17 protein-coding genes are annotated in these 18,954 nt (G+C 61.2%); 3 read left to right on the top strand and 14 right to left on the bottom strand.

The window, feature by feature from the left end:
- Positions 1-445: 445 nt before the first annotated feature.
- The 7 genes from AB4874_RS02320 to AB4874_RS02290 form a co-directional block, all read right to left on the bottom strand.
- On the bottom strand, positions 446-1,216 hold the full coding sequence (locus tag AB4874_RS02320) for a carbon-nitrogen hydrolase family protein (RefSeq protein WP_368390783.1): 771 nt from the start codon (positions 1,214-1,216) through the stop codon (positions 446-448).
- A 56-nt stretch (positions 1,217-1,272) separates the two neighbouring features.
- Complete coding sequence (locus AB4874_RS02315) at positions 1,273-2,448, bottom strand: iron-containing alcohol dehydrogenase (protein ID WP_368390782.1); 1,176 nt, start codon at positions 2,446-2,448, stop codon at positions 1,273-1,275.
- A gap of 22 nt (positions 2,449-2,470) precedes the next feature.
- A complete protein-coding gene (locus tag AB4874_RS02310) occupies positions 2,471-3,304 on the bottom strand; it encodes an ABC transporter permease (protein ID WP_368390781.1) in 834 nt (277 codons plus the stop codon).
- Positions 3,297-4,169, bottom strand: coding sequence for an ABC transporter permease (locus AB4874_RS02305; RefSeq protein ID WP_368390780.1), 873 nt, complete (start codon positions 4,167-4,169; stop codon positions 3,297-3,299). Before AB4874_RS02305 ends, AB4874_RS02310 begins: the two co-directional genes overlap by 8 nt.
- Before the next feature lie 3 nt (positions 4,170-4,172).
- Positions 4,173-5,261, bottom strand: coding sequence for an ABC transporter ATP-binding protein (locus AB4874_RS02300; protein ID WP_368390779.1), 1,089 nt, complete (start codon positions 5,259-5,261; stop codon positions 4,173-4,175).
- 64 nt (positions 5,262-5,325) lie between these two features.
- Positions 5,326-6,459 (bottom strand): ABC transporter substrate-binding protein, encoded by a 1,134-nt coding sequence (locus tag AB4874_RS02295; RefSeq protein WP_368390778.1) that lies wholly within the window; start codon positions 6,457-6,459, stop codon positions 5,326-5,328.
- Positions 6,460-6,510: 51 nt separating this feature from the next.
- The gene (locus AB4874_RS02290) at positions 6,511-7,857 is read right to left on the bottom strand and encodes a glutamine synthetase family protein (protein WP_368390777.1); all 1,347 of its coding nucleotides are present in this window, start codon (positions 7,855-7,857) and stop codon (positions 6,511-6,513) included.
- A gap of 125 nt (positions 7,858-7,982) precedes the next feature.
- Between AB4874_RS02290 and AB4874_RS02285 the strand changes: the two genes are divergently transcribed.
- Positions 7,983-8,765 (top strand): helix-turn-helix transcriptional regulator, encoded by a 783-nt coding sequence (locus AB4874_RS02285; RefSeq protein ID WP_368390776.1) that lies wholly within the window; start codon positions 7,983-7,985, stop codon positions 8,763-8,765.
- 256 nt (positions 8,766-9,021) lie between these two features.
- On the opposite strand, the gene AB4874_RS02280 is transcribed toward AB4874_RS02285, so the two are convergent.
- From AB4874_RS02280 to AB4874_RS02250, 7 genes are all read right to left on the bottom strand, one after another.
- Complete coding sequence (locus AB4874_RS02280) at positions 9,022-10,107, bottom strand: tartrate dehydrogenase (RefSeq protein ID WP_295530550.1); 1,086 nt, start codon at positions 10,105-10,107, stop codon at positions 9,022-9,024.
- A gap of 8 nt (positions 10,108-10,115) precedes the next feature.
- Positions 10,116-10,958, bottom strand: coding sequence for an SDR family NAD(P)-dependent oxidoreductase (locus AB4874_RS02275; protein ID WP_368390775.1), 843 nt, complete (start codon positions 10,956-10,958; stop codon positions 10,116-10,118).
- A 47-nt stretch (positions 10,959-11,005) separates the two neighbouring features.
- On the bottom strand, positions 11,006-12,031 hold the full coding sequence (locus AB4874_RS02270; RefSeq protein ID WP_368390774.1) for a LacI family DNA-binding transcriptional regulator: 1,026 nt from the start codon (positions 12,029-12,031) through the stop codon (positions 11,006-11,008).
- Between the two features lie 117 nt (positions 12,032-12,148).
- On the bottom strand, positions 12,149-13,042 hold the full coding sequence (locus AB4874_RS02265; RefSeq protein ID WP_368390773.1) for an NAD-dependent epimerase/dehydratase family protein: 894 nt from the start codon (positions 13,040-13,042) through the stop codon (positions 12,149-12,151).
- A 48-nt stretch (positions 13,043-13,090) separates the two neighbouring features.
- The gene (locus AB4874_RS02260) at positions 13,091-14,593 is read right to left on the bottom strand and encodes a sugar ABC transporter ATP-binding protein (protein ID WP_368390772.1); all 1,503 of its coding nucleotides are present in this window, start codon (positions 14,591-14,593) and stop codon (positions 13,091-13,093) included.
- A gap of 66 nt (positions 14,594-14,659) precedes the next feature.
- Entirely contained in the window at positions 14,660-15,592 is a 933-nt protein-coding gene (locus AB4874_RS02255; protein ID WP_295530565.1) for a sugar-binding protein, read from the bottom strand.
- Positions 15,593-15,765: 173 nt separating this feature from the next.
- Positions 15,766-16,728, bottom strand: coding sequence for an ABC transporter permease (locus tag AB4874_RS02250; protein ID WP_368390771.1), 963 nt, complete (start codon positions 16,726-16,728; stop codon positions 15,766-15,768).
- A 430-nt stretch (positions 16,729-17,158) separates the two neighbouring features.
- On the opposite strand from AB4874_RS02250, the gene AB4874_RS02245 reads away from it, so the two are divergent.
- The gene (locus AB4874_RS02245; RefSeq protein WP_368390770.1) at positions 17,159-17,842 is read left to right on the top strand and encodes an aspartate/glutamate racemase family protein; all 684 of its coding nucleotides are present in this window, start codon (positions 17,159-17,161) and stop codon (positions 17,840-17,842) included.
- Positions 17,843-17,882: 40 nt separating this feature from the next.
- Entirely contained in the window at positions 17,883-18,938 is a 1,056-nt protein-coding gene (locus tag AB4874_RS02240; RefSeq protein WP_368390769.1) for an aldo/keto reductase, read from the top strand.
- Positions 18,939-18,954: the final 16 nt, after the last annotated feature.

Here is an 18,954-nt window from a genome sequence, read left to right as displayed (position 1 = left end):
AAATGCCGTTCGGACCTTTCCGATGTGTCTTTAGCGTGCCATTTCGCTACGTTTCAAAACAAGGGGCAAAATCACAAACCTGTATGCAAGGTGACCCTGCATGAGAGAAATCAGCGCAATTGCATAATTTTTAAGCTGGTATGGCTATCTTTGCATCAGATGCTAACTTACCGAGCGGCGCAGAGCTCTGCCATGACGAGAAATCCACTCCCTCAACTCTCGCTCTAGATGGCAAACCATGAAAGGGTTCGCTTCGATGCGACTTCGAGCGTGGGGTCCTGTCCTGCACGTCCAGACGTAGTGCCGGGTGGCACGCAAGGCTTCGTTTCGACCCCGTGCAACCGGGCAATCGTCCTTCCACGCCCGCCCATTTTTGCGGATTAGATTGATCGAAATAGCGTCACGCACGCGGGTGGCGACATGGCATCAGGTAAAGATATTTATCCTAGTACTGGCGCAGATCTTTGAACTGGAGCGACATCACCTCTGGCGGATACTCAGCCCGGTGCGGGATGTCTGCAACGAGCATTGTGGGCCCTGTGCCGGCCTGCGCCAACGGCAGCCCATCTGGCCCGGCAATAATTGACCTCCCTCCGAAACTGATACCGCCATCGGGCCCTGAATAATTTGCATAGACCACCGTCACGGCGTTCTCATTCGCGCGTGCACGCACCAGCAGATCGGGCACATGATCGTAGCCCACCGGGTTCGCCGTGGGCACGAGGATCAGCTCGCATCCCGCTCGCGCGAGCGCCCGCGCGTGTTCGGGAAACTCAATATCGTAGCAGATCAACAGTCCCATCCGTGTGCCGTTCAGCTCAAAGACGGGCGGCGCTTGGGTGCCAAAGGCGAAACTCGCCTTTTCCATAGCCCCGAACAGCTGGATCTTGCGGTAATGCGCGATCCGCGCGCCGGTCTCATCCAGCACCGAAGCCACATTCAAAACCTGATTCCCCAGCCGTTCGGCCCAGCCATAACAGATCGCACACCCCGTCTGGCGCGCGATCTCTCCCATGGCGCGGCACCAGACTCCGTCTAATGGCTGGGCCTCTGCGTGATGGGCCTCGGGGCGATTATAGCCGGGCAGGATCAGTTCGGGCAGCACCACAAGATCGGCGCCTAGCGAGGCCAGCCCTTTGACCCAAACCTCTATGACCGACAGAATCTGCGCTGGGTCAGAAGAAAGCGGCTGCGGCTGAACGAGGGCGAGTTTCATGGCGTTCTCCTGTTGGCGCTGATTTGCCTGCCCCGCGCGGACCGGATCAAGCTGGCTCAAAGTGCGGCGCGCAGAATCTGCTCAACCCCACCCGCCGTCAAGGGAACGGGGTTTCCGCCCGCGCACGGGTCGCGCAAGGCATCGGCCACCAGCGCCGCAATATCGGACTCGGCTACGTCAACGCCCATGCCGCTAAGCGTCGAAGGCATGTCGATACGCGCCCGCAACGACTCTAGCCAGTCCAGCACAGCCGCACCGGGATCATCGCCCTCCAGCCGCAATTCATGTGCCAGCGTCGCCATCTGCGCGCCCACCGCCGAGAGATTGAAGCGCAGCACATGCGCCATCAGCACGGCGTTGAGCATCCCGTGATGGGCACCATAGCGCGCGCCCAACGGGTGTGCCAGCGCGTGAACTGCCCCCAGCCCTTTTTGCAAAGCGGTGCAAGCCATGGCCGAGGCGGCCAGCATGTTGGCACGCGCGCCAAGGTTGCCCGGCTGCGAATAGGCCGTCGCCAAGGACTCGTCGATCATCTTTAGCGCCGTCAGCGCCAGACCATCTGCCATCGGATGCCAGCCCGGCGCACAGAGCGCTTCAAGCGCGTGCGAAAGCGCATCCATTCCCGTCGCGGCCGTCAAACGAGGCGGCAGACCGACCGTCACCTGCGGGTCGAGGATCACCAGCTCGGGAAGCATCTCGGGGTGAAAAATGATGACCTTGCGATGGCTGTCCGTGTCGGTGATCACCGAGGAGCGCCCGAATTCAGAACCGGTCCCGGCGGTGGTCGGAATGGCGATCACCGGCACCATCCCTTCGGTTTGGACGCGGCGGAAATTGTCGCCGACATCCTCGAAATCCAGCAATGGGCGATCCTGCCCGGCCATCATCGCGACCGCCTTGGCCGCATCCATCGCCGAGCCGCCGCCCAGCGCGATCACGCAATCATGCCCCCCTGCGCGCAAGGCCATGAGACCGGACATGACGTTTTCAACGCTCGGGTTGGGTTGCACATCGCAAAACAGGCCGGGCGCAATGCCGACACTTTCAAACGCCGCCTTCGCCTGCGCAACGATGTCCGAGGCCGCAAGCCCGCGATCACTGATGATCAGCGGTGCGCGCGCCCCAATTTCGGCCAGCCCCGCGGGCAGATCGGCCAACCGCCCTGCCCCGAACCAGACCAGCGTCGGGAAACTCCAGCGGGTTTTCAGCGTCGTAAAGTCATGTGCAGTCATCGGACAAACTCCGTTGGATGGATCAGCCCTCAGCGATCTTGATCAGGCGACGGCGGGCGGCGCGTTTGCGCAGACTGCCGACGGCAAAGATCAGCACCAAGGCTGGCAGAAAGGTCAACGTGGCCAGCGCCGGATAGATCGGCGACGATCCCACAGCGATGCCCGAGAACACGAAAGTGGGCAGCGTGCGTGTCGAACCCGACAGGCTGTAAGTGATGTAGAAATTTCCCCAAGACAGCAGGAAGGCAAAGATCGCGGCCGAGAAGATTCCGGGCCAGATCAGCGGCAAGGTAATCTCGCGCAATATCTGCCAGCGCGTCGCCCCCGCATCCTCGGCGGCGTAATCAAGCGTGTCGTCATAGCCCTGCATTTGAACCGAAATGATGACGATGCAGAACGGCGTGATGTAAATCACATGGCCGATCACCGCCGACCAAAGCCCCGGCGACAGGTTCAGCCACCCCGCCAGCACGGAAAACCACAGCAGCATCACAACCCCAAGCAGCAATTGCGGGAACAGGAGCGGCGCGAAGGTCAGAATGCGGAAGCCCCACTGAAACCGAAACTTGTAGCGGCTCCAAGCAAAGGCTCCGCCAATCCCGAGAAGTGTAGCGAACACGGTCGCAAGCACCGCCAACAAAGCGGAATTGCCCAGCGACGACCAGAAATCCCGATCCGCCAGCAACGCGCCATACCAGCGCGTTGAGAACTCGGAAATCGGCCAGGACAGGAACCGGCTTTGGGTGAAGGAGAACAGGATCAGTGTCGCGATCGGGATATAGAAGAAGATCAGCACCGCGATCACCGAGCCATACAGGACGATATCCGCAAGGCGTTTTTCCATCTGATCAGTCATTGGAGCCCCTCCGTGCCTGCCAGAAAGCCAGCGCCCCGGCCACAGCCAGAACCGCGGCCCCGATCACGATCAGAACAAGCGTCAGCGCCGCACCGAGAGGCCAGTTCACCCGCGTCTCAAAGCTTTGACGGATCAGTTCGGCCGCAAGCGGCGACGTGCCCCCACCCATCACCTTGGGTTCCAGAAACACGCCAAGGCTGAGCACAAACACCAGCACCGCGCCCGCCCAGATGCCGGGTTTGGCCAGCGGCAAGGTCACTTCGAGAAAGGCCCGCAGCCGCGTCGCACCGGCATCGCGCGCCGCCAGAACCAGATCGCGGTCAATCCGCGCCATCGACAGCGCCGTGGTGAAGATGGTGTAGGGCAACAGGTTGTAAACCATGCCGATCATCGTCGCATCTGGCGAAAACAGCACATTCACCGCAGCGGGAGGAAACCCGATCGACTCAAGCGTGCCGTTAAGCACGCCGGAGCGATCCAAAAACAGCACCCAGCCAAAGGTTTTCAACACCGCATCGGTCAGGAATGCAAAGACCATGAGCAGCGTGATCTGATCGGACCAACGCGACAGGCGATGCAGCATCCCATAGGCAATCGGGATCGCCAGCACCGTGCAGAGCAGCGTGCAAACCAGCGCCATCGTCAAGGTGCGCCACATGATCTTCCAATAGTGGATCTGGCTGAACACATCGGTCCAGACGTTCAGATCCCAAGTCCAGACAAGCCGGTAATACTGCGTGCCCTGAAAGCTAAGGAGTGCCGTCATGATCAGCGGGATCACGAAGAACAGGCCCATAAGCACAAGCAAGGGCAAGGTCGAGAGCCGCAAAGCTCCATCACGCCACGATTTCTGCATCTCGGCCATGGCTCAGGCCTCCACAGCGAACAGATCGCTCAGCGAAAGACCAAGCTGCACCGCGTCGCCCTGCTTGGCGGGTAGAACGGAGGTGCCCGGAACATCCATCACGATCTCGGTGTCAGCGACTGTGATGCGATACTGGATCGAGGCACCACGGATGAAATACTCGCTCACCGTGCCCGCAAGGGTGCAATCGGCGCTTTTACCCGGCGCCAGAAGCCGCAGCATCTCGGGGCGGATCATCAGCAGCGCATCTGCCCCGGCAGCAACCCCCGCGGCAACCTGATCGGCGCCAAGTCGTGGCGCGCTGCACTGCAAGTTATCGCATGAGAACTCAAACCCCTCGCCCGCGCGCGTGATTTTGGCGGGCAGAAGGTTCGTGTCCCCAATGAATCCGGCGACAAAGGCATCCGCCGGTCGGTAGTAAATCTCGGACGGCTCTCCGATCTGCACGATCTTGCCCGCGCGCATCACGCAGATCCGGTCGGCCAGCATCATTGCCTCTTCCAGATCATGGGTGACATGAACAAAACTGGTGCCGACATGGCGGTGCAAGTGTTTCAACTCTGCCTGCAGCGATTTCTTGAGCTTGGCATCGAGCGCGCTCATCGGCTCATCAAGAAGCAGCACGGGCGGTTGCGAGATCATCGAGCGCGCCAGTGCCACACGCTGTTGCTCGCCGCCCGACAGCTCATGCGGGTAGCGGTTGAGATAGCTTTCCTTCAGATGCATCAGCTCAAGCATCCGACGCACAGCAGTGTCGATCTCAGACTTGGGGCGCTTGGCCAGATGCAGCGGAAAGCCGATATTCTGCGCGACGGTCTTGTGCGGGAACAAGGCCAGCTTTTGAAACACCATGCGTGTCGGGCGCGCCGAGGCCGGCATGCCCGCCATGTCCTGCCCGTCGATGATCAGGCTGCCGCCGGACAAATCCTCGAACCCGGCAAGGATCTTGAGCAGCGAGGTCTTGCCGCAGCCCGAGGGCCCGACCAGCGCGAGGAACTCGCCATTGGCCACGCTCAGCGAGATGTTGGTCAGGGCGCGGTAGGTGCCGTAATATTTTTCGATTCCGGTGGCTTGGATGATGGGAGAAGCCAAGGCGTGTTTCCTGTCTCAGATAAGGGAGCAAGGGCGGCACGCGCCGCCCCTGCAACGCATAGGATCAATTCGCAGCAGCCAATTCTTGCGACCAGATTTCAAGCATCTGGTCCATATTGGGCGCAACATTATGAAAGTGAGACTTGTCCCAGGCCTCCCACATGTAATCCATTTGCAAAACGTCCTTCTGCTCGTCTGTGAACAGCGCTTCGGCCTTTTGCGAGGGAACGAGGTTGCAGGTCGCTTCGGTCCAGGCCAGCTCGACCGCCACCTCCGGCGAGGTCAGCGTGCGTAGCAATGCATTGGCCTTGGCGCCATCGACCGGGTCCTTGACCACGCCGCCCGCTTCCATCCAGATGATGCCCTGATTGAGACCGTCCTTCGGCTCGGGGACGATCGACATGATGTCTTTCTGCCCATCCTTGCGCAGCGCCGAGGTGCAGTAGGTGCCGCCCCCGATCAGCGTGCGGAACGATCCATCCATAAGCCCCTTCTGCGCGACCGAAAGATCGCCCACGACCGCGCGGGTATTCTTGAAGAGCGCGCGCAACACGAGGCGGATCTCGTTCAGCTCCTTGTCATCCAGTTCCTTGTAGGGGTCGATCCCGGCATACAGCGCCATCGGCATGATCGGCCAGTCGCCCCAATCAAGCACGCAGATCTTGTCCCGATAGGCCGGATCAAAGCAAGGCGCATAGCTGCGCCACGTTTCCAGCTTGTCGAACTTGGTGTTAACCGTCGGTCCGACCCAGCCCCAGCGGGTGGGAAGACCGGTCGTCTTGCCCTCGAATTCAAGCGGCGCGAAGGGCGAACGGAACTGCGGATAGAAGTCCTCGTAAACATCGGCAAATTCGCCATCATCAAGGAATTCAGCGATCCCGGCCGGTCCCATCCGCTGCACCCAGGGGCTGTCCGTCGCCACCACGTCGAAATCGCGCCATGCACCTGCTGCCAGCTTGGCAAACCCGCCGGGGCTGTCGGTGATCAGGTCGATCGAGACCGAAACATCATTGGCTTTCTCGAAGGGTTTGATGATTGCCGGGCTGTCATAGCCCTCCCAGCACATGAATTTCATCGAGGTCGCGGCCTCGGCGCGCCCCGGCACAAGGCCAGCCCCCGCCAGACCAGCCGCGCCCATCCCTTGCAGGAAGGTGCGGCGGTTCGGAGAGAACATCGGTATTCCCTTGGTTTTCTTCATCTTTCTTTACTCCCGGTTGGATTGATAAGCGCCTGTTATCTTTTTTCTATTTCAGACGACTTCTAGATATCGTTCACGCTCCCAAGCGCTTACATGACGCGCAAAAGCAGCATACTCGTGTCGGCGCGCGCGCACGAAGCTGTCGATAAAGACATCCCCAAAGATCGCCCGGGCGACCTTGCTCTCATTCAGCCAATCGGCGGCCATGCCGAGATCGGTGGGGAAGCGGGTCTCGGGCGCGGGCGTGGCAAGGTATTGATCCCCGCATATGGGCGCCCCCGGTTCGATTTCGTTCTCGATCCCCCAAAGGCCGGCCCCCAAACACATCGCCAAGGCAACATGCGGGTTGGTATCTGCAGAGGGGACGCGAAATTCCACCCGCGTTGCATCGGGACTGTCATTCATCACCCGGGCTGCGACCGTGCGATTCTGGATACCCCACGAGGCCGAGATCGGCGCCCACATTCCCGGCACCATCCGACGGTAAGCATTCACCGTCTGGCTGCACATCGCGAGCATCTCTGGCATCAAGGTGACCAACCCGCCAATGAAATGGCGCGCGGTGCGGCTTAGACCGTCAGTATCGTTCAGATCAACAAAAGCGGGGCTGTTATCGGCCAAGTTGCGCAGCGAGACATGCAGGTGGCCGGACTGCCCCGACAGGTTTTCATTCAGCTTCGACATAAAACAGGCGGTCAGCCCGTTGCGCCGGAAATAGGTCTTGGCAAAGTTCTTGAACAGCGCGGCATCATCGGCCGCCTTAACCCCCTGCGCATGGGTCAGCGGCACCTCAAAACAGCCCGGACCCAGCTCGGTATGCAGCGCATCCATGCCAATCCCCAGCCGATCCATCATCGCCTCGAGACCCGTCAGAAGCGCATGTTCATTGGCCAGCGTTTCAAGCGAATAGGTTCTGTTGCCCAGCGCGTAATGTTTCGGCGCGGCAAAGCCGCCCTCGCGCAGGCTCGCGGCGGTTTCATCAAGCAGGTTGAACTCAAATTCGAACGCCGAATGGACCGAGAACCCCATATCCTTGGCCTTCTTGATCTGCCCGATCAGCTGGTTGCGCGCCGAGTGTTCTCCGAAGGGCATCGCGAAATCGGCAATGCAGATCGCCTGATCGCCCTCAAAAGGCCAAGCCCGGACCGTATCGGGGAAAATTTTTGCGGGGACATCGATATAATCGCCCCCGCCATAGGTTTCCTCGGCGCTGTCCCATTTATAAAGCACGTCGCAAAACGGGTAGCCGCCTTGCGCCAGCTTTTCGGCCTTGGCGCGCGCCACCCGTTTGACGCGGAACATCCCGTCCTGATCGAAAATCCCGATATGAACATGCTGCGCGCCGATCCGGTCGAGCATTTCGTGCATATCGCTGTCATTTGGGCTATCGGCTTGCATTCGGGCGCATTCCATTTTTTCCTGATACGGTTCAGCTTAGGGAATTGCGCGCCCCCACCAATACCCCCCGAGGGGTAGAGCATTCCCCAAAGGCTTGGCCCCGCAACGAAGCGAGACCCAAAACGATGTCAGACTGGAACGAGCGCTTGGCCGAAGCGATTACCGCCGTGGGAACGGAGGGTTTCGCATGCGCGCTCGATCGGGCGACAGAGGCGCTGTTTGGCTATAAAATCTGCATGATCTTTGCCTATGAAGGCAATGCGACCCCGCAATCTCTGTATCACAATTTACCGCCCGAGACGGCGCAGATCGTCATATGGGATTACTGCACGGGTCCCTATTTGCTGGACCCGTTTTATGCCCAGACCGAGGCGGGCCGCTGCTCGGGGATGGTCGGGTTGCGACAGATGGCGCCGGACAAATTCTTTCAGTCGGAATATTACGCCAAGCATTACAGTCGCACGGGTATTCGTGACGAAATCGGTATCTTTGCCGAAATCGGCCCGCGCCGGGTGGCCGTGATCAGCTTTGCGCGCGAACGTGGGGAACCGGTGTTCAGCGCGCGCGAGCGCGAACGGTTGGCCGTGGTGGGCCCGGTGATTGAAGCATTGATGCGCGCGCATTGGAGGGGCGCGGCGGCGCGCGGCGCGCTTGCCAATCCGCTAGCCCCTGCCCTTCCACCCCTGCAAATTCTGCTGGATCGGATCGCCGGTGGCGTGCTGACCCCGCGCGAAACCGAGGTGATCGCCATGGTGCTGCGCGGCTATTCAACCGCAGCGATTGGCGCGCATCTTTCGATCAGCGACGAGACGGTGAAGGTCCATCGCAAGAACGCGTATCGCAAACTGTCGATATCGTCCCAAGCCCAGCTCTTTTCGCTATTTCTAAGCGCGCTGGAACCATCTTGATCGTCTAACAGCCAAGCTATCAGAATATCGCGTTGGCGGTTCTTGAAAGGACCGCATTACTTGCGGCACCTGACCCTATCAGGTCACTGCGTTCGACTTTGCTGGGTCGAAGGTGAAGACGACAAGTGGCAAGACCATGGGTTATGACTACAGCGTCGTCTCAACGGGCGACATCCCGGCCCCCTCATCGGACGTACCGCTATCTATTGGCGCGTCCGTCGGGATACAGGCCGACAGATCCGGACATTAAGGACCGTCAGCCTGTCGGCCCTTCCGCGTCAAGCGCCTGGCAAAGCCGCGCCGTCACCTGCGCGGTGCTGCACGCCCCGCCAAGGTCGCGCGGGCGGCTTTCGGGATCGCTGGTGACGACCTCGATCGCGCGCATCAAGCGCGCCTCGGCCTCTGTCTCACCAAGATAGCCCAGCATCATCGCCGCGCTCCAGAATGTCCCGATCGGATTCGCGACACCCTTGCCCGTGATGTCAAAGGCCGAGCCGTGGATCGGCTCGAACATCGAGGGCGCGGCGCGCTCTGGGTTGAGATTGGCCGTTGGCGCAATCCCGATAGAGCCTGCAAGCGCCGCAGCAAGATCCGAGAGGATGTCTGCATGCAGGTTCGTCGCGACAATCGTGTCGAGCGAACCGGGATCGAGCGTCATACGCACGGTCATCGCATCGACCAGCATCCGGTCCCATGTCACGTCGGGAAACTCGGTCGCGACCTCGGCGGCAATCTCATCCCACAGCACGAGTCCGTAGCGTTGCGCGTTGGATTTCGTCACGACCGTCAGGTGCTTGCGCGGGCGCGCGCGGGCCTGCGAGAAGGCCACGCGCATGATCCGCTCGACACCCGCGCGGGTAAAGATGGCGGTCTCGGTCGCGACCTCATGGGGCTGGCCTCGATGGCTGCGCCCGCCCTGCCCGGCATATTCTCCCTCGGAATTCTCGCGCACGATCAGCCAGTCAAGATCGCCCGGGCCGACGCCCGAAAGCGGGCTCGACAGCCCCGGCAGGATCCGCGTGGGGCGCAGGTTGGCATACTGATCAAGCCCCTGACAAATCGCGAGGCGCAAGCCCCAGAGCGTTACATGGTCGGGCACATCGGGGGCACCAACCGCGCCGAACAGGATCGCGTCGAAGGCGCGCAGGGCCGCGACTCCGTTCTCGGGCATCAGCGCCCCTTCCCGCAGATAGCGCTTGGACCCCCAGTCGAAGCGCTCCACCTCAAGCCGAAATGCGTTGCTCTGTCGGCCAAGATGGTCAAGCACGTCCAGCGCGGCCTCGATAACCTCGGGGCCGATCCCGTCGCCGGGAATGGCCGCAATGCGGTGCACACGCGTCATCGCGGCGCTCATTTCTTCAGCCAAGCCTTGAAGGCATCCCCGTAATCGGGATGCCAGCGCGAGAGCGGCGGGCGGTTCTCTGTGATGTCACCGGCGGCCCAGAGAATGCGTTTCACATCGGTGGCATGATCGACATCGTTGTCGGGGCACAGGATGTAGAAATCCCCGCGCTCGACCGACTCGAAGAGAAACGCCACGACCTGTTCGGGCGTCCAGGCGTCGTCGGGTTTCTCGGTGCGGCCATTCGCGGTAAGCGGCGTGTAGACGAACCCCGGAATGAACAGCCGCGCCTCGACGCGGGCCCCCTCGCGGTTGCGCAATTCATGCTGCAGGGCCTCGGTGAAGGCCTTTACCCCGGCCTTCGAGACATTATAGGCCGGGTCGCCCGGCGGTGTGGTGATGCCTTGCTTCGAGCCGGTATTGATGATCAGCCCCGGCGCGCCCGAGGCGATCATGCGCGGCGCAAAGATCTGGCTGCCACGGATGATCCCGCCCATATTGACCTCCAGGATGCGGTCCCAGTTGCCCTCGGCGTCGAAGATCGAGCTGCCCGGCTGCATCCCGGCATTGTTCATCAGCACGTTGACCGAGCCAAAGCGTGCCTCGACCGCATCGGCCAGCGCGGTGAGTTTTGCACGGTCCGATACATCGGTGGCCAGAGCCATCACATCCGCCTCGGCGGCACCCTGTGCGATCAAGACGCTTGCGGCCGCATCAAGTGCAGGCCCCGGCAGATCGGCGATGCAGACGCGCAACCCAAGCCCCGCAAGGTGGCTGGCGGCGGCAAGGCCAATGCCCGAAGCACCACCTGTGACGACTGCGACATTGCCATTGGCGAGAGCGGAATGCATGGGAAACTCCTTTCTGATCGATATCCGGGTGAACCGGCGGGCCGCACTCAGGCGGTTGCGCCAGCGAACACCTCAAAATCGGTGTCGATAATTGTGGGATTTGGCGGACGTTCGGGCGAGGCCAGAACCTCCTCGATCGACTTCTTGCCGATCAGATAGCGGTTCGAGCGCACGGTCGAAAGAGGTTGCGGAAGCTCCTTGCCGATATCGAGCCCGTTGAAGCCGAAAACGGCGAACTCGTCGGGCAATCGAATGCCCTCGGATAGACAATGGAACACGCCGCCCACCGCCATGTCGTCGTTGGAATAGACCGCTACATCGATTTGCGGCGCTTGGGCGCGCAGCCGTGCGGTCTGCGCCCGGCCCTCTGCGACCGAACTGGCGCCATCGGTCATTGCCTTGGACTCAATTGACAGGCCGGATTCGGCAAGCGCTTCGCAAAGCCCATCATACCGCAGCCGGACGCGGCGATCGGCAGTCCAGTCATGACCGACATAGCCGAAATGGCGATAGCCGCGCGCGATCAGGTGGCGCCCGATCGCATGCCCCGCGCGGTGATGGGACATGCCGACGGCGATGTCGATCGGGGTGCTGTCAATATCCATCATCTCGACGACGCGGATCGCACTTTGATCGAGCATCTTTCGGGTGGCTTCGGTATGTTCGAACCCCGCCAGCAGGATCGCGGCGGGTTTCCACGCAAGAATGCCGCGCACCACGACCTCCTCGCGGTCGATGTCGTAGTCGGTGGTCGAGATCACGGGTTGCAGATCGCTTCCTTCGAGCCCGGCATGGACGCCCTGCAACACCTCAGGAAAGACAATATTGGAGAGCGACGGGATGACCACGCCGATCAGGAACGAGTCAAGCGAGGCAAGCGAGCCAGCGATGCGGTTGGGCACGTAGCCCATCGCGCGCACTGTTTCCATCACCTTCTCGCGGGTGGCCTCGGCGACCAGCCCCTTGTTGCGCATGATGCGCGATACCGTCGACTCGCTGACATTGGCACGGCGCGCGACCTCGCGCACCGTGATCTTGCTTTTGCGGTCGGGCAATCGCTGCTTGGTTCCCATGACGCTTTCCTCCAGCTCGGTTCGGACAAGCCCGTTGATGACAAGCAATGCATCTTGCGGACGTGTTTGCCTAGACTCTCTAAGTCCGACCCGAAAGTCCCGACCCGCTCTCGTCGATCACAGATCGACGTAGTTACGCCACGGATGGGCCTCTTTGAAGCCGAGAACCTCGCGTGCCTTGCGGTTCGAAATCGGTGCCTCGTCGGGGCCCATTTCGCGCGTGATCGGCGTGTTAGGGCAGTATTTCTGCAAGAACTCGGTGGTCGGCATATCGGCGGTGATGGTGTCGTTGACCGCGTTGAACGCCTGATAGCCCAAACCGTCTTTCTCGATGCACAGATGCACGATCTCGCCCAGATCGCGGGCATCGATATAGCTCCAGGCATTGCGCTTGCGGCTCATCGGCTCGGCAAGGAAGTTCTTGAACATGCCGTATTCATCGGGCTCGATCACGTTGCCGATGCGCAGCGCATAGATATCCGCACCGTAACGGGCAGCGAAGGCACGCGCGGTCTTTTCGTTGCAGACCTTCGAGAGACCGTAGCTGTCCATCGGGTCGCTATCGTAATCCTCTTCGAGCGGGAAGGAATGGAAATCCTTGTCGCCCTCGGCGAAACACACGCCATAGGTCGTCTCGGAGGATGCAATGATCACCTTGCGAACGCCCAGCTTCATCGCCGCCTCGATCACGTTATACGTGCTCATGACATTGGCCTGATAGGTGACATTATCGGGCTCAATCAGCACCCGCGGGATCGCGGCGAAATGCACCACCGCATCGGGGGCCGAGGGCGGCGCGCCCTTTTCGAACCCGCCGAAGTCGTGATGCGTGGTCAATGCGTTGAACACCGCGCCGCTATCGGTCACATCGGTGATCAGCGTATTCACGCCGGGCACATCAAGCGGCTTGAGGTCGAGGTTGAGCACATCGTAGCCCTTGCTCAGCAGATATGGCACCGCATGACGCCCCGCTTTGCCGGTTCCGCCTGTAAACACTACGCGCTTGGTCATTTCAGTCTCCGTTTCATTCTTTCGGTTCTAAGGTTTTGCGGGATGGCCTTAGCCGGTCGCCGCCAGCATCACACTTTCCTGCGTTGCATCTTTTCGGGGTAGCTCTCCGCTGATCTGTCCTTCTTTCAGTACAATCACCCGGTCGCTGATCGCCAAGATCTCTGGCAGATCCGACGAGACCACGATGATCGACATGCCTTCCTCGGCCATCTTGCCCAGCAGCGCATGAACCTCGGCCTTGGCGCCGATGTCGATCCCGCGAGTGGGTTCGTCCACGATCAGGATCCGCGGGCGCCGCGCGGCCCATTTCGCCAGCACAACTTTCTGCTGATTGCCGCCCGAAAGATTGAGCACCTTCTGCTCGGGCGACGGGGTCTTGATGCCAAGCGACCGGATGTAGTCGGCGCAGGCTGCGGTCTCCTTGCTGCGGTTCACGAAGTTCAGGCTGCAATAGTCACTCAAATGCGTCAGGGAGAAGTTCTCGCGCACGGACATGCCGAGGACAAGCCCCCGCGACTGCCGATCCTCGGTCACGAAACCGATACCCTGCGTGATCGCATCCGAGGGCGAGCCGATGCGCACCTGGGTGCCGTTGATGGAAATCTCACCGCTATAGGGCCGGCTCCCGAAGATCATCTCCATCACCTCGGTCCGACCCGCACCGACCAGCCCGAAGAAGCCGAGCACCTCGCCACGATGCAGATCAAATTCGATATCGCGCACAAAGACGCCTTCGTCTTTCGCGCGCTTTTCAGTCAGGTTGCGCACCGACAGCAGCACCTCGTCGGTGGCGTGACTGCGATGATGCCCGAAAAGCTGATCGAGTTCGCGGTCAACCATCAGCCGCACCAGTAAGTCGCTCGTCATGTCGCTGATCGGGCGGGTATCCACGGTGCGCCCGTCGCGCAGCACGGTAACGCGGTCGGCGATCTCGAAGATTTCCTCGAGCTTATGCGAGATGAAGACAATGCCGACACCTTGCGCGGTCAGCTTGCGCGCCATGCGCAAAAGTGTGGATGACTCGTGATGGCTTAGTGAGGCGGTCGGCTCGTCCATGATGATGAGCTTGGATTTATAGGAAATCGCGCGGGCGATCTCGATGAGCTGGCGCTGCCCGATCGAGAGCGTGCCGACCAGTGCTTCGGGGTCGATCTCGACGCCCAGTTCGGCCAGCACCGCACGGGTGTCAGCGTTCATCCGTTTCCGGTTGATCAGGCCAGTCGGTCCCAGCGGCTCACGCGCCAGAAAGACGTTCTCGGACACGGTAAGATTGTTCACCACCGCGAGTTCTTGGTAGATGATCGAGATGCCGAGCGCGCGGGCATGCACCGGGTTCTTGATGACGACCGTTTCGCCATCGACCCGGATCTCACCGCCCGGATCGGCGCGCAGCACCCCGGTCATGATCTTCATGAGAGTGCTCTTGCCGGCCCCGTTCTCACCGGCCAGGACATGCACCTCCCCGGCGTTAAGATGCAGGTCGACACGGTCGAGCGCCTTGACCCCCGGAAAGGTCTTGGAGATGCCGGTCATTTCGAGAAACGGTTTCATCGCAGCCTCGGGCATGGGGAATATTGGGCGGGACCATTTTCGGCCCCGCCCAGATCTTGTCAGAGCTTACTTGGTGTAGCTATCGAGGTTGTCGGCCGTCACGACGGTCACACCGGTATCGACGTTCTGGGGATCGGTCTCTTCGCCCTTGATCTGGGCCACGAGATGCTCAACCGCCAGCTTGCCCATCGTGATCGGGCGCTGCACCATGATGCCGTCGATGAAGCCTTCCTTCACGCCCTTGATCGTGTCGGGCAGATCGTCAAAGGCAAAGACCTTGATCTTTCCCTTCATGTCGCTGAATTCCTGCTGCGCAAGCACTTTGGCCACAGCCGGACCACCGACCTGACTGATGCCGAAGATGCCCGACAGGTTGGGATTGCCGCGCAGGAGCGCCTCGGTGACGGAGACGGCGCGTGCCAGATCGTCCTCGGTGCCCTCGGTTGCGACCAACTTGATGTCGGGATATTGCGCCAACGCTTCCTTCACGCCGTCGATCCGCTCATTGAGGTTCGATGCGCCAAGCTGACCGGTGACGATCGCCACCTCGCCCTTACCGCCAAGCGCCTTGGCCATGGTGTTGCCCATGGTCACGCCGGCCTGTTTGTTGATCGTGCCGATATACATGCTGCGGCTGCTATTGGCGCTGTCGCTGTCGAAGGTGACGACCTTGATGCCAGCGGCAGTGGCCTGCTTGATGATGCCCTCGACCGATTTCGGCTCATTGACCGAGATCCCGATGCCATCGACGTGGCGCGCCATCAGATCTTCGATGATCTTGACCTGGGTCGCGCCTTGCGTGTTGGCGGGCACCACCCACTGGTAGTTCACACCCATCTGCTTGGCGGCCTCGGCCCCGCCAGTGTTGCAGTCATCAAAGAACGGCACAGCCACCTTCGGCACCAGTGCCACGGTGATGTCCTTGGCAAGCGCGGCGCCCGCCCCCATGCCCGTTGCGAGGGCCATAACCGCCGCGGCGGCTTTCATTCCAATACGCATCTTTTTTCCTCCTCCGGACTCGACCTTTGTTGCGGCGAGCCCCTGTTGTTGATGCAGTTTCAGTTTCACACCCCGCACCGGGGCCTTGTGGTCGTTCGGGTTTCGCGCGCGCCCTCTCCTCTGGCGAGACGCGGCCCGACTTCTTGGTCTTTATTTCTCCCGAGCAGGGCGGCTCAGCCGCGCCCACCCATCCGGTTGCGCAGCACATCCAGGCTGACCGCGATCAAGATCACGCCGCCGGTAATGGCCTGCTGGGCATAAGTGTTGATATTGAGAAGCACGACGCCGTTGGCGATTTCGCCGATCAAGGCCGCGCCGATGACCGCGCCAAGCACCGAGCCGATCCCACCTGCGAGGCTTGCCCCACCGATCGCGGCCGCAGCGATCACCTCAAGTTCGGAACCGAAGCCCGAGGCAGGTTCTGCCGACAGGTAGCGCGAGAAGGCGATCACCCCGGCAAGCGCGGAAATCGTCGAGGACAAGACATAGACCGCAAGCTTGACGCGCTGCACCTTGACCCCGCTCAGTCGCGCGGCGTTTTCGTTGCCGCCGGTCGCGTAGACGTGGCGACCAAAGCGGGTGCGCGTCATGATGATCGTGAACACGAGCGTCAGCACCAGCAAGATCACCACCGGCACCGGGACCGGTCCGACATAGCCCTGCCCCAGCACGCTGAAGCTCTCGGGGGTGTCGGGGGTAAGCGGCACCCCGTGAGTGATCATATACATCAGGCCGCGCCCGATACTGAGCGTGCCCAGCGTCGCGATGAAGGGCGGCAAGCCAATCGCGGTGATCAGCAGCCCGTTGGTCAAGCCGAAGGCTAACCCAACGCCAAGCCCCGCGGCGACCGCGACATATTGCGAAAAACCCGCATCGAAACACAGCGCGGTAATCAATCCCGCCAACCCCATAGCAGAGCCGACGGACAGATCGATCCCGCCCGTGATGATGACCATCACCATGCCAATACTCATGATCGCGGTGAGCGAGAATGCCCGCGACACCCCCATCAGGTTCGACACGGTAAGGAAATACGGCGTGAACAGACTGATCAGCACTCCCATTAGGACCAGCGCGATCAGCACGTTGAATTCGCGCATTTGCCGCAGTTGAAGCAATTGTTGCAGAACTCGCATGGATTTCCTTTCCGTCGGCGCGACCGAATTATCAGACAGTGCCAAAACGCCCCTCCCTTCTCGGCTTCCCCGACGCTCTCCGCACAAATCCCAGAGCCGAACGTATCGGTTGGGGACTGGAGGGACGGACGAGGAATTATCCGAAATGCTAGCGCTGCCATTTCTTTTGTGACAGCGCTGTCATACTGCGGTGGACATAATAGAGTTGTCAATTAGCAAATAGCAAAAACTTGACTTCACAGGCGCACCGCAAGGCCACCTGCCCGTTGCCGGAACGCGGCTCAGAGGCCGCTAAAGGCGTTTCATACAAGGCTTTCGGGACATTGGGCTTGTCATCCGAGCATCTCCGTGATGATAATCGACAAAAATGACAGCGCTGTCATGCCTTACTGGGTGTCCGCGCCACCGCAAGCCCGACAGGAGCCACACCATGCCCGAACGAAGACACGAATCACCGAACCAACTGGCAATGATCCATACCGTCGCGGGATTGATTCCCGATCTTGAGGCGCTGACCCGGAAACACCTGCCGGAATGGCAGGTCTTCAACATGCTCGACGAAAGCCTGCTGCGCCTAACGATCCGCGACGGCGCCGTCAGCGAAATGACCGCGCGCCGACTGACAGGGATGATATGGTCGGCCGTCGACGCCGGGGCCGACGCAGTGCTTGTGACCTGCTCGAGCCTCGGAAATGCGGTCGAGATGATCGCCCCGCTCTGCCCCGTGCCGCTGTTGCGGATCGACGCCGGGATGGCGCAGGCGGCGGTGGCGAATGGCGGTCGCATTGGCGTGCTCGCCACCTTGCAAACCACGCTGACGCCCACCGCCGACCTGATCGCTGCAGTGGCCCGCGAGACCGGCGCGTCCTGCACGGTAACGAGCCAACTGGTCGAGGGCGCCTTCGAGACGCTGCAGTCGGGCGACCGCGAAAAGCACGACGCGCAGGTGGCCGAGGGAATCGCCCGACTTGCCCTCGAAAGCGACGTGGTGGTGCTGGCGCAAGCCTCGATGGCACGCGCGCTCGACCGGCTCGAACCCCGCCCGAACGGCCCGCCAGTGCTGACAAGCCCGGCCCTCGGTATCGCCCATATCGCAAAAATTCTGCCGCGCTGATCCCGGCCGGCGAAAAGACATCCAACAGGAGGAGATAGCAATGAAATACAGAACACTCGGACGATCGGGCCTCAAAGTCTCGGTGCTCACGATGGGCACTTTCACCTTCGGCGGCGCGGGGGCCTTCAAGGCCGTCGGCAGCCAAGGCGTGCCCGAAGCAAAGCGTCTGGTCGACACCTGCATCGACGCCGGGATCAACCTTTATGACACGGCCAACATGTATTCGACGGGCCTCTCGGAAGAGATCCTCGGCGAGGTACTCGACGGGCGGCGCGACGATGTGCTGATCTCGTCAAAGGCACGGATGCGCATCGCAGACGGGCCCAACGACGAGGGGGTCTCGCGCTACCATCTGATCCGTGAGTGCGAACGCTCGCTCAAGCGGCTGCGCACCGACCGGATCGACATCTACCACATGCACGAATGGGACGGCGTGACCCCGATGGAGGAGATGATTTCAGCGCTCGACACGCTCGTGCAGCAAGGCAAGGTGCGCTACATCGCTTGCTCGAACTTCTCGGGCTGGCACATCATGAAGGCGCTCGGCGTCAGCGACCGCGCTTTTCGCGAGCGCTTCGTGGCGCAACAGATCCACTACACGCTGGAAGCCCGCGAGGCGGAATACGAACTGCTGCCGATCTCGGTCGATCAGGGGCTTGGCGTACTCGTCTGGAGCCCGCTGGCCGCGGGCCTGCTCTCGGGCAAACACCGTAGGGGCGTGGGCGCACCCGAAGGCTCGCGGCAGTTCGCCGGTTGGACCGAACCGCCGATCCGCGATGAGGAGAAACTGTGGAACATTGTCGATACACTGGTCGAGATCGGCGATGCGCATGGCGTCTCGGCAGCGCAGGTCGCGTTGGCTTGGCTGCTGACCCGTCCCGCGGTCAGCTCGCTGGTGATCGGCGGGCGCAACGAACAGCAGTTCCGCGACAATTTCCGCGCCGTGGATCTGGAACTGAGCGAGGACGAGCTGAAACGATTGCACGAGGTCAGCAAACTGCCGCTGATTTACCCTTACTGGCACCAGCAACAATTCGCTTCGGGTCGGTTCAGCCCGGGTGACTGGGCGCTCCATCGCGACTACATGGGCAGCTAAGGTCGGGCGCGCTTTC

Source organism: Thioclava arctica (genome assembly GCF_040892615.1).
Taxonomy (GTDB): domain Bacteria; phylum Pseudomonadota; class Alphaproteobacteria; order Rhodobacterales; family Rhodobacteraceae; genus Thioclava; species Thioclava arctica.
The sequence above is the reverse complement of the archived record's forward strand: the minus strand, read 5'-3'. Positions and strand labels throughout refer to the sequence as shown.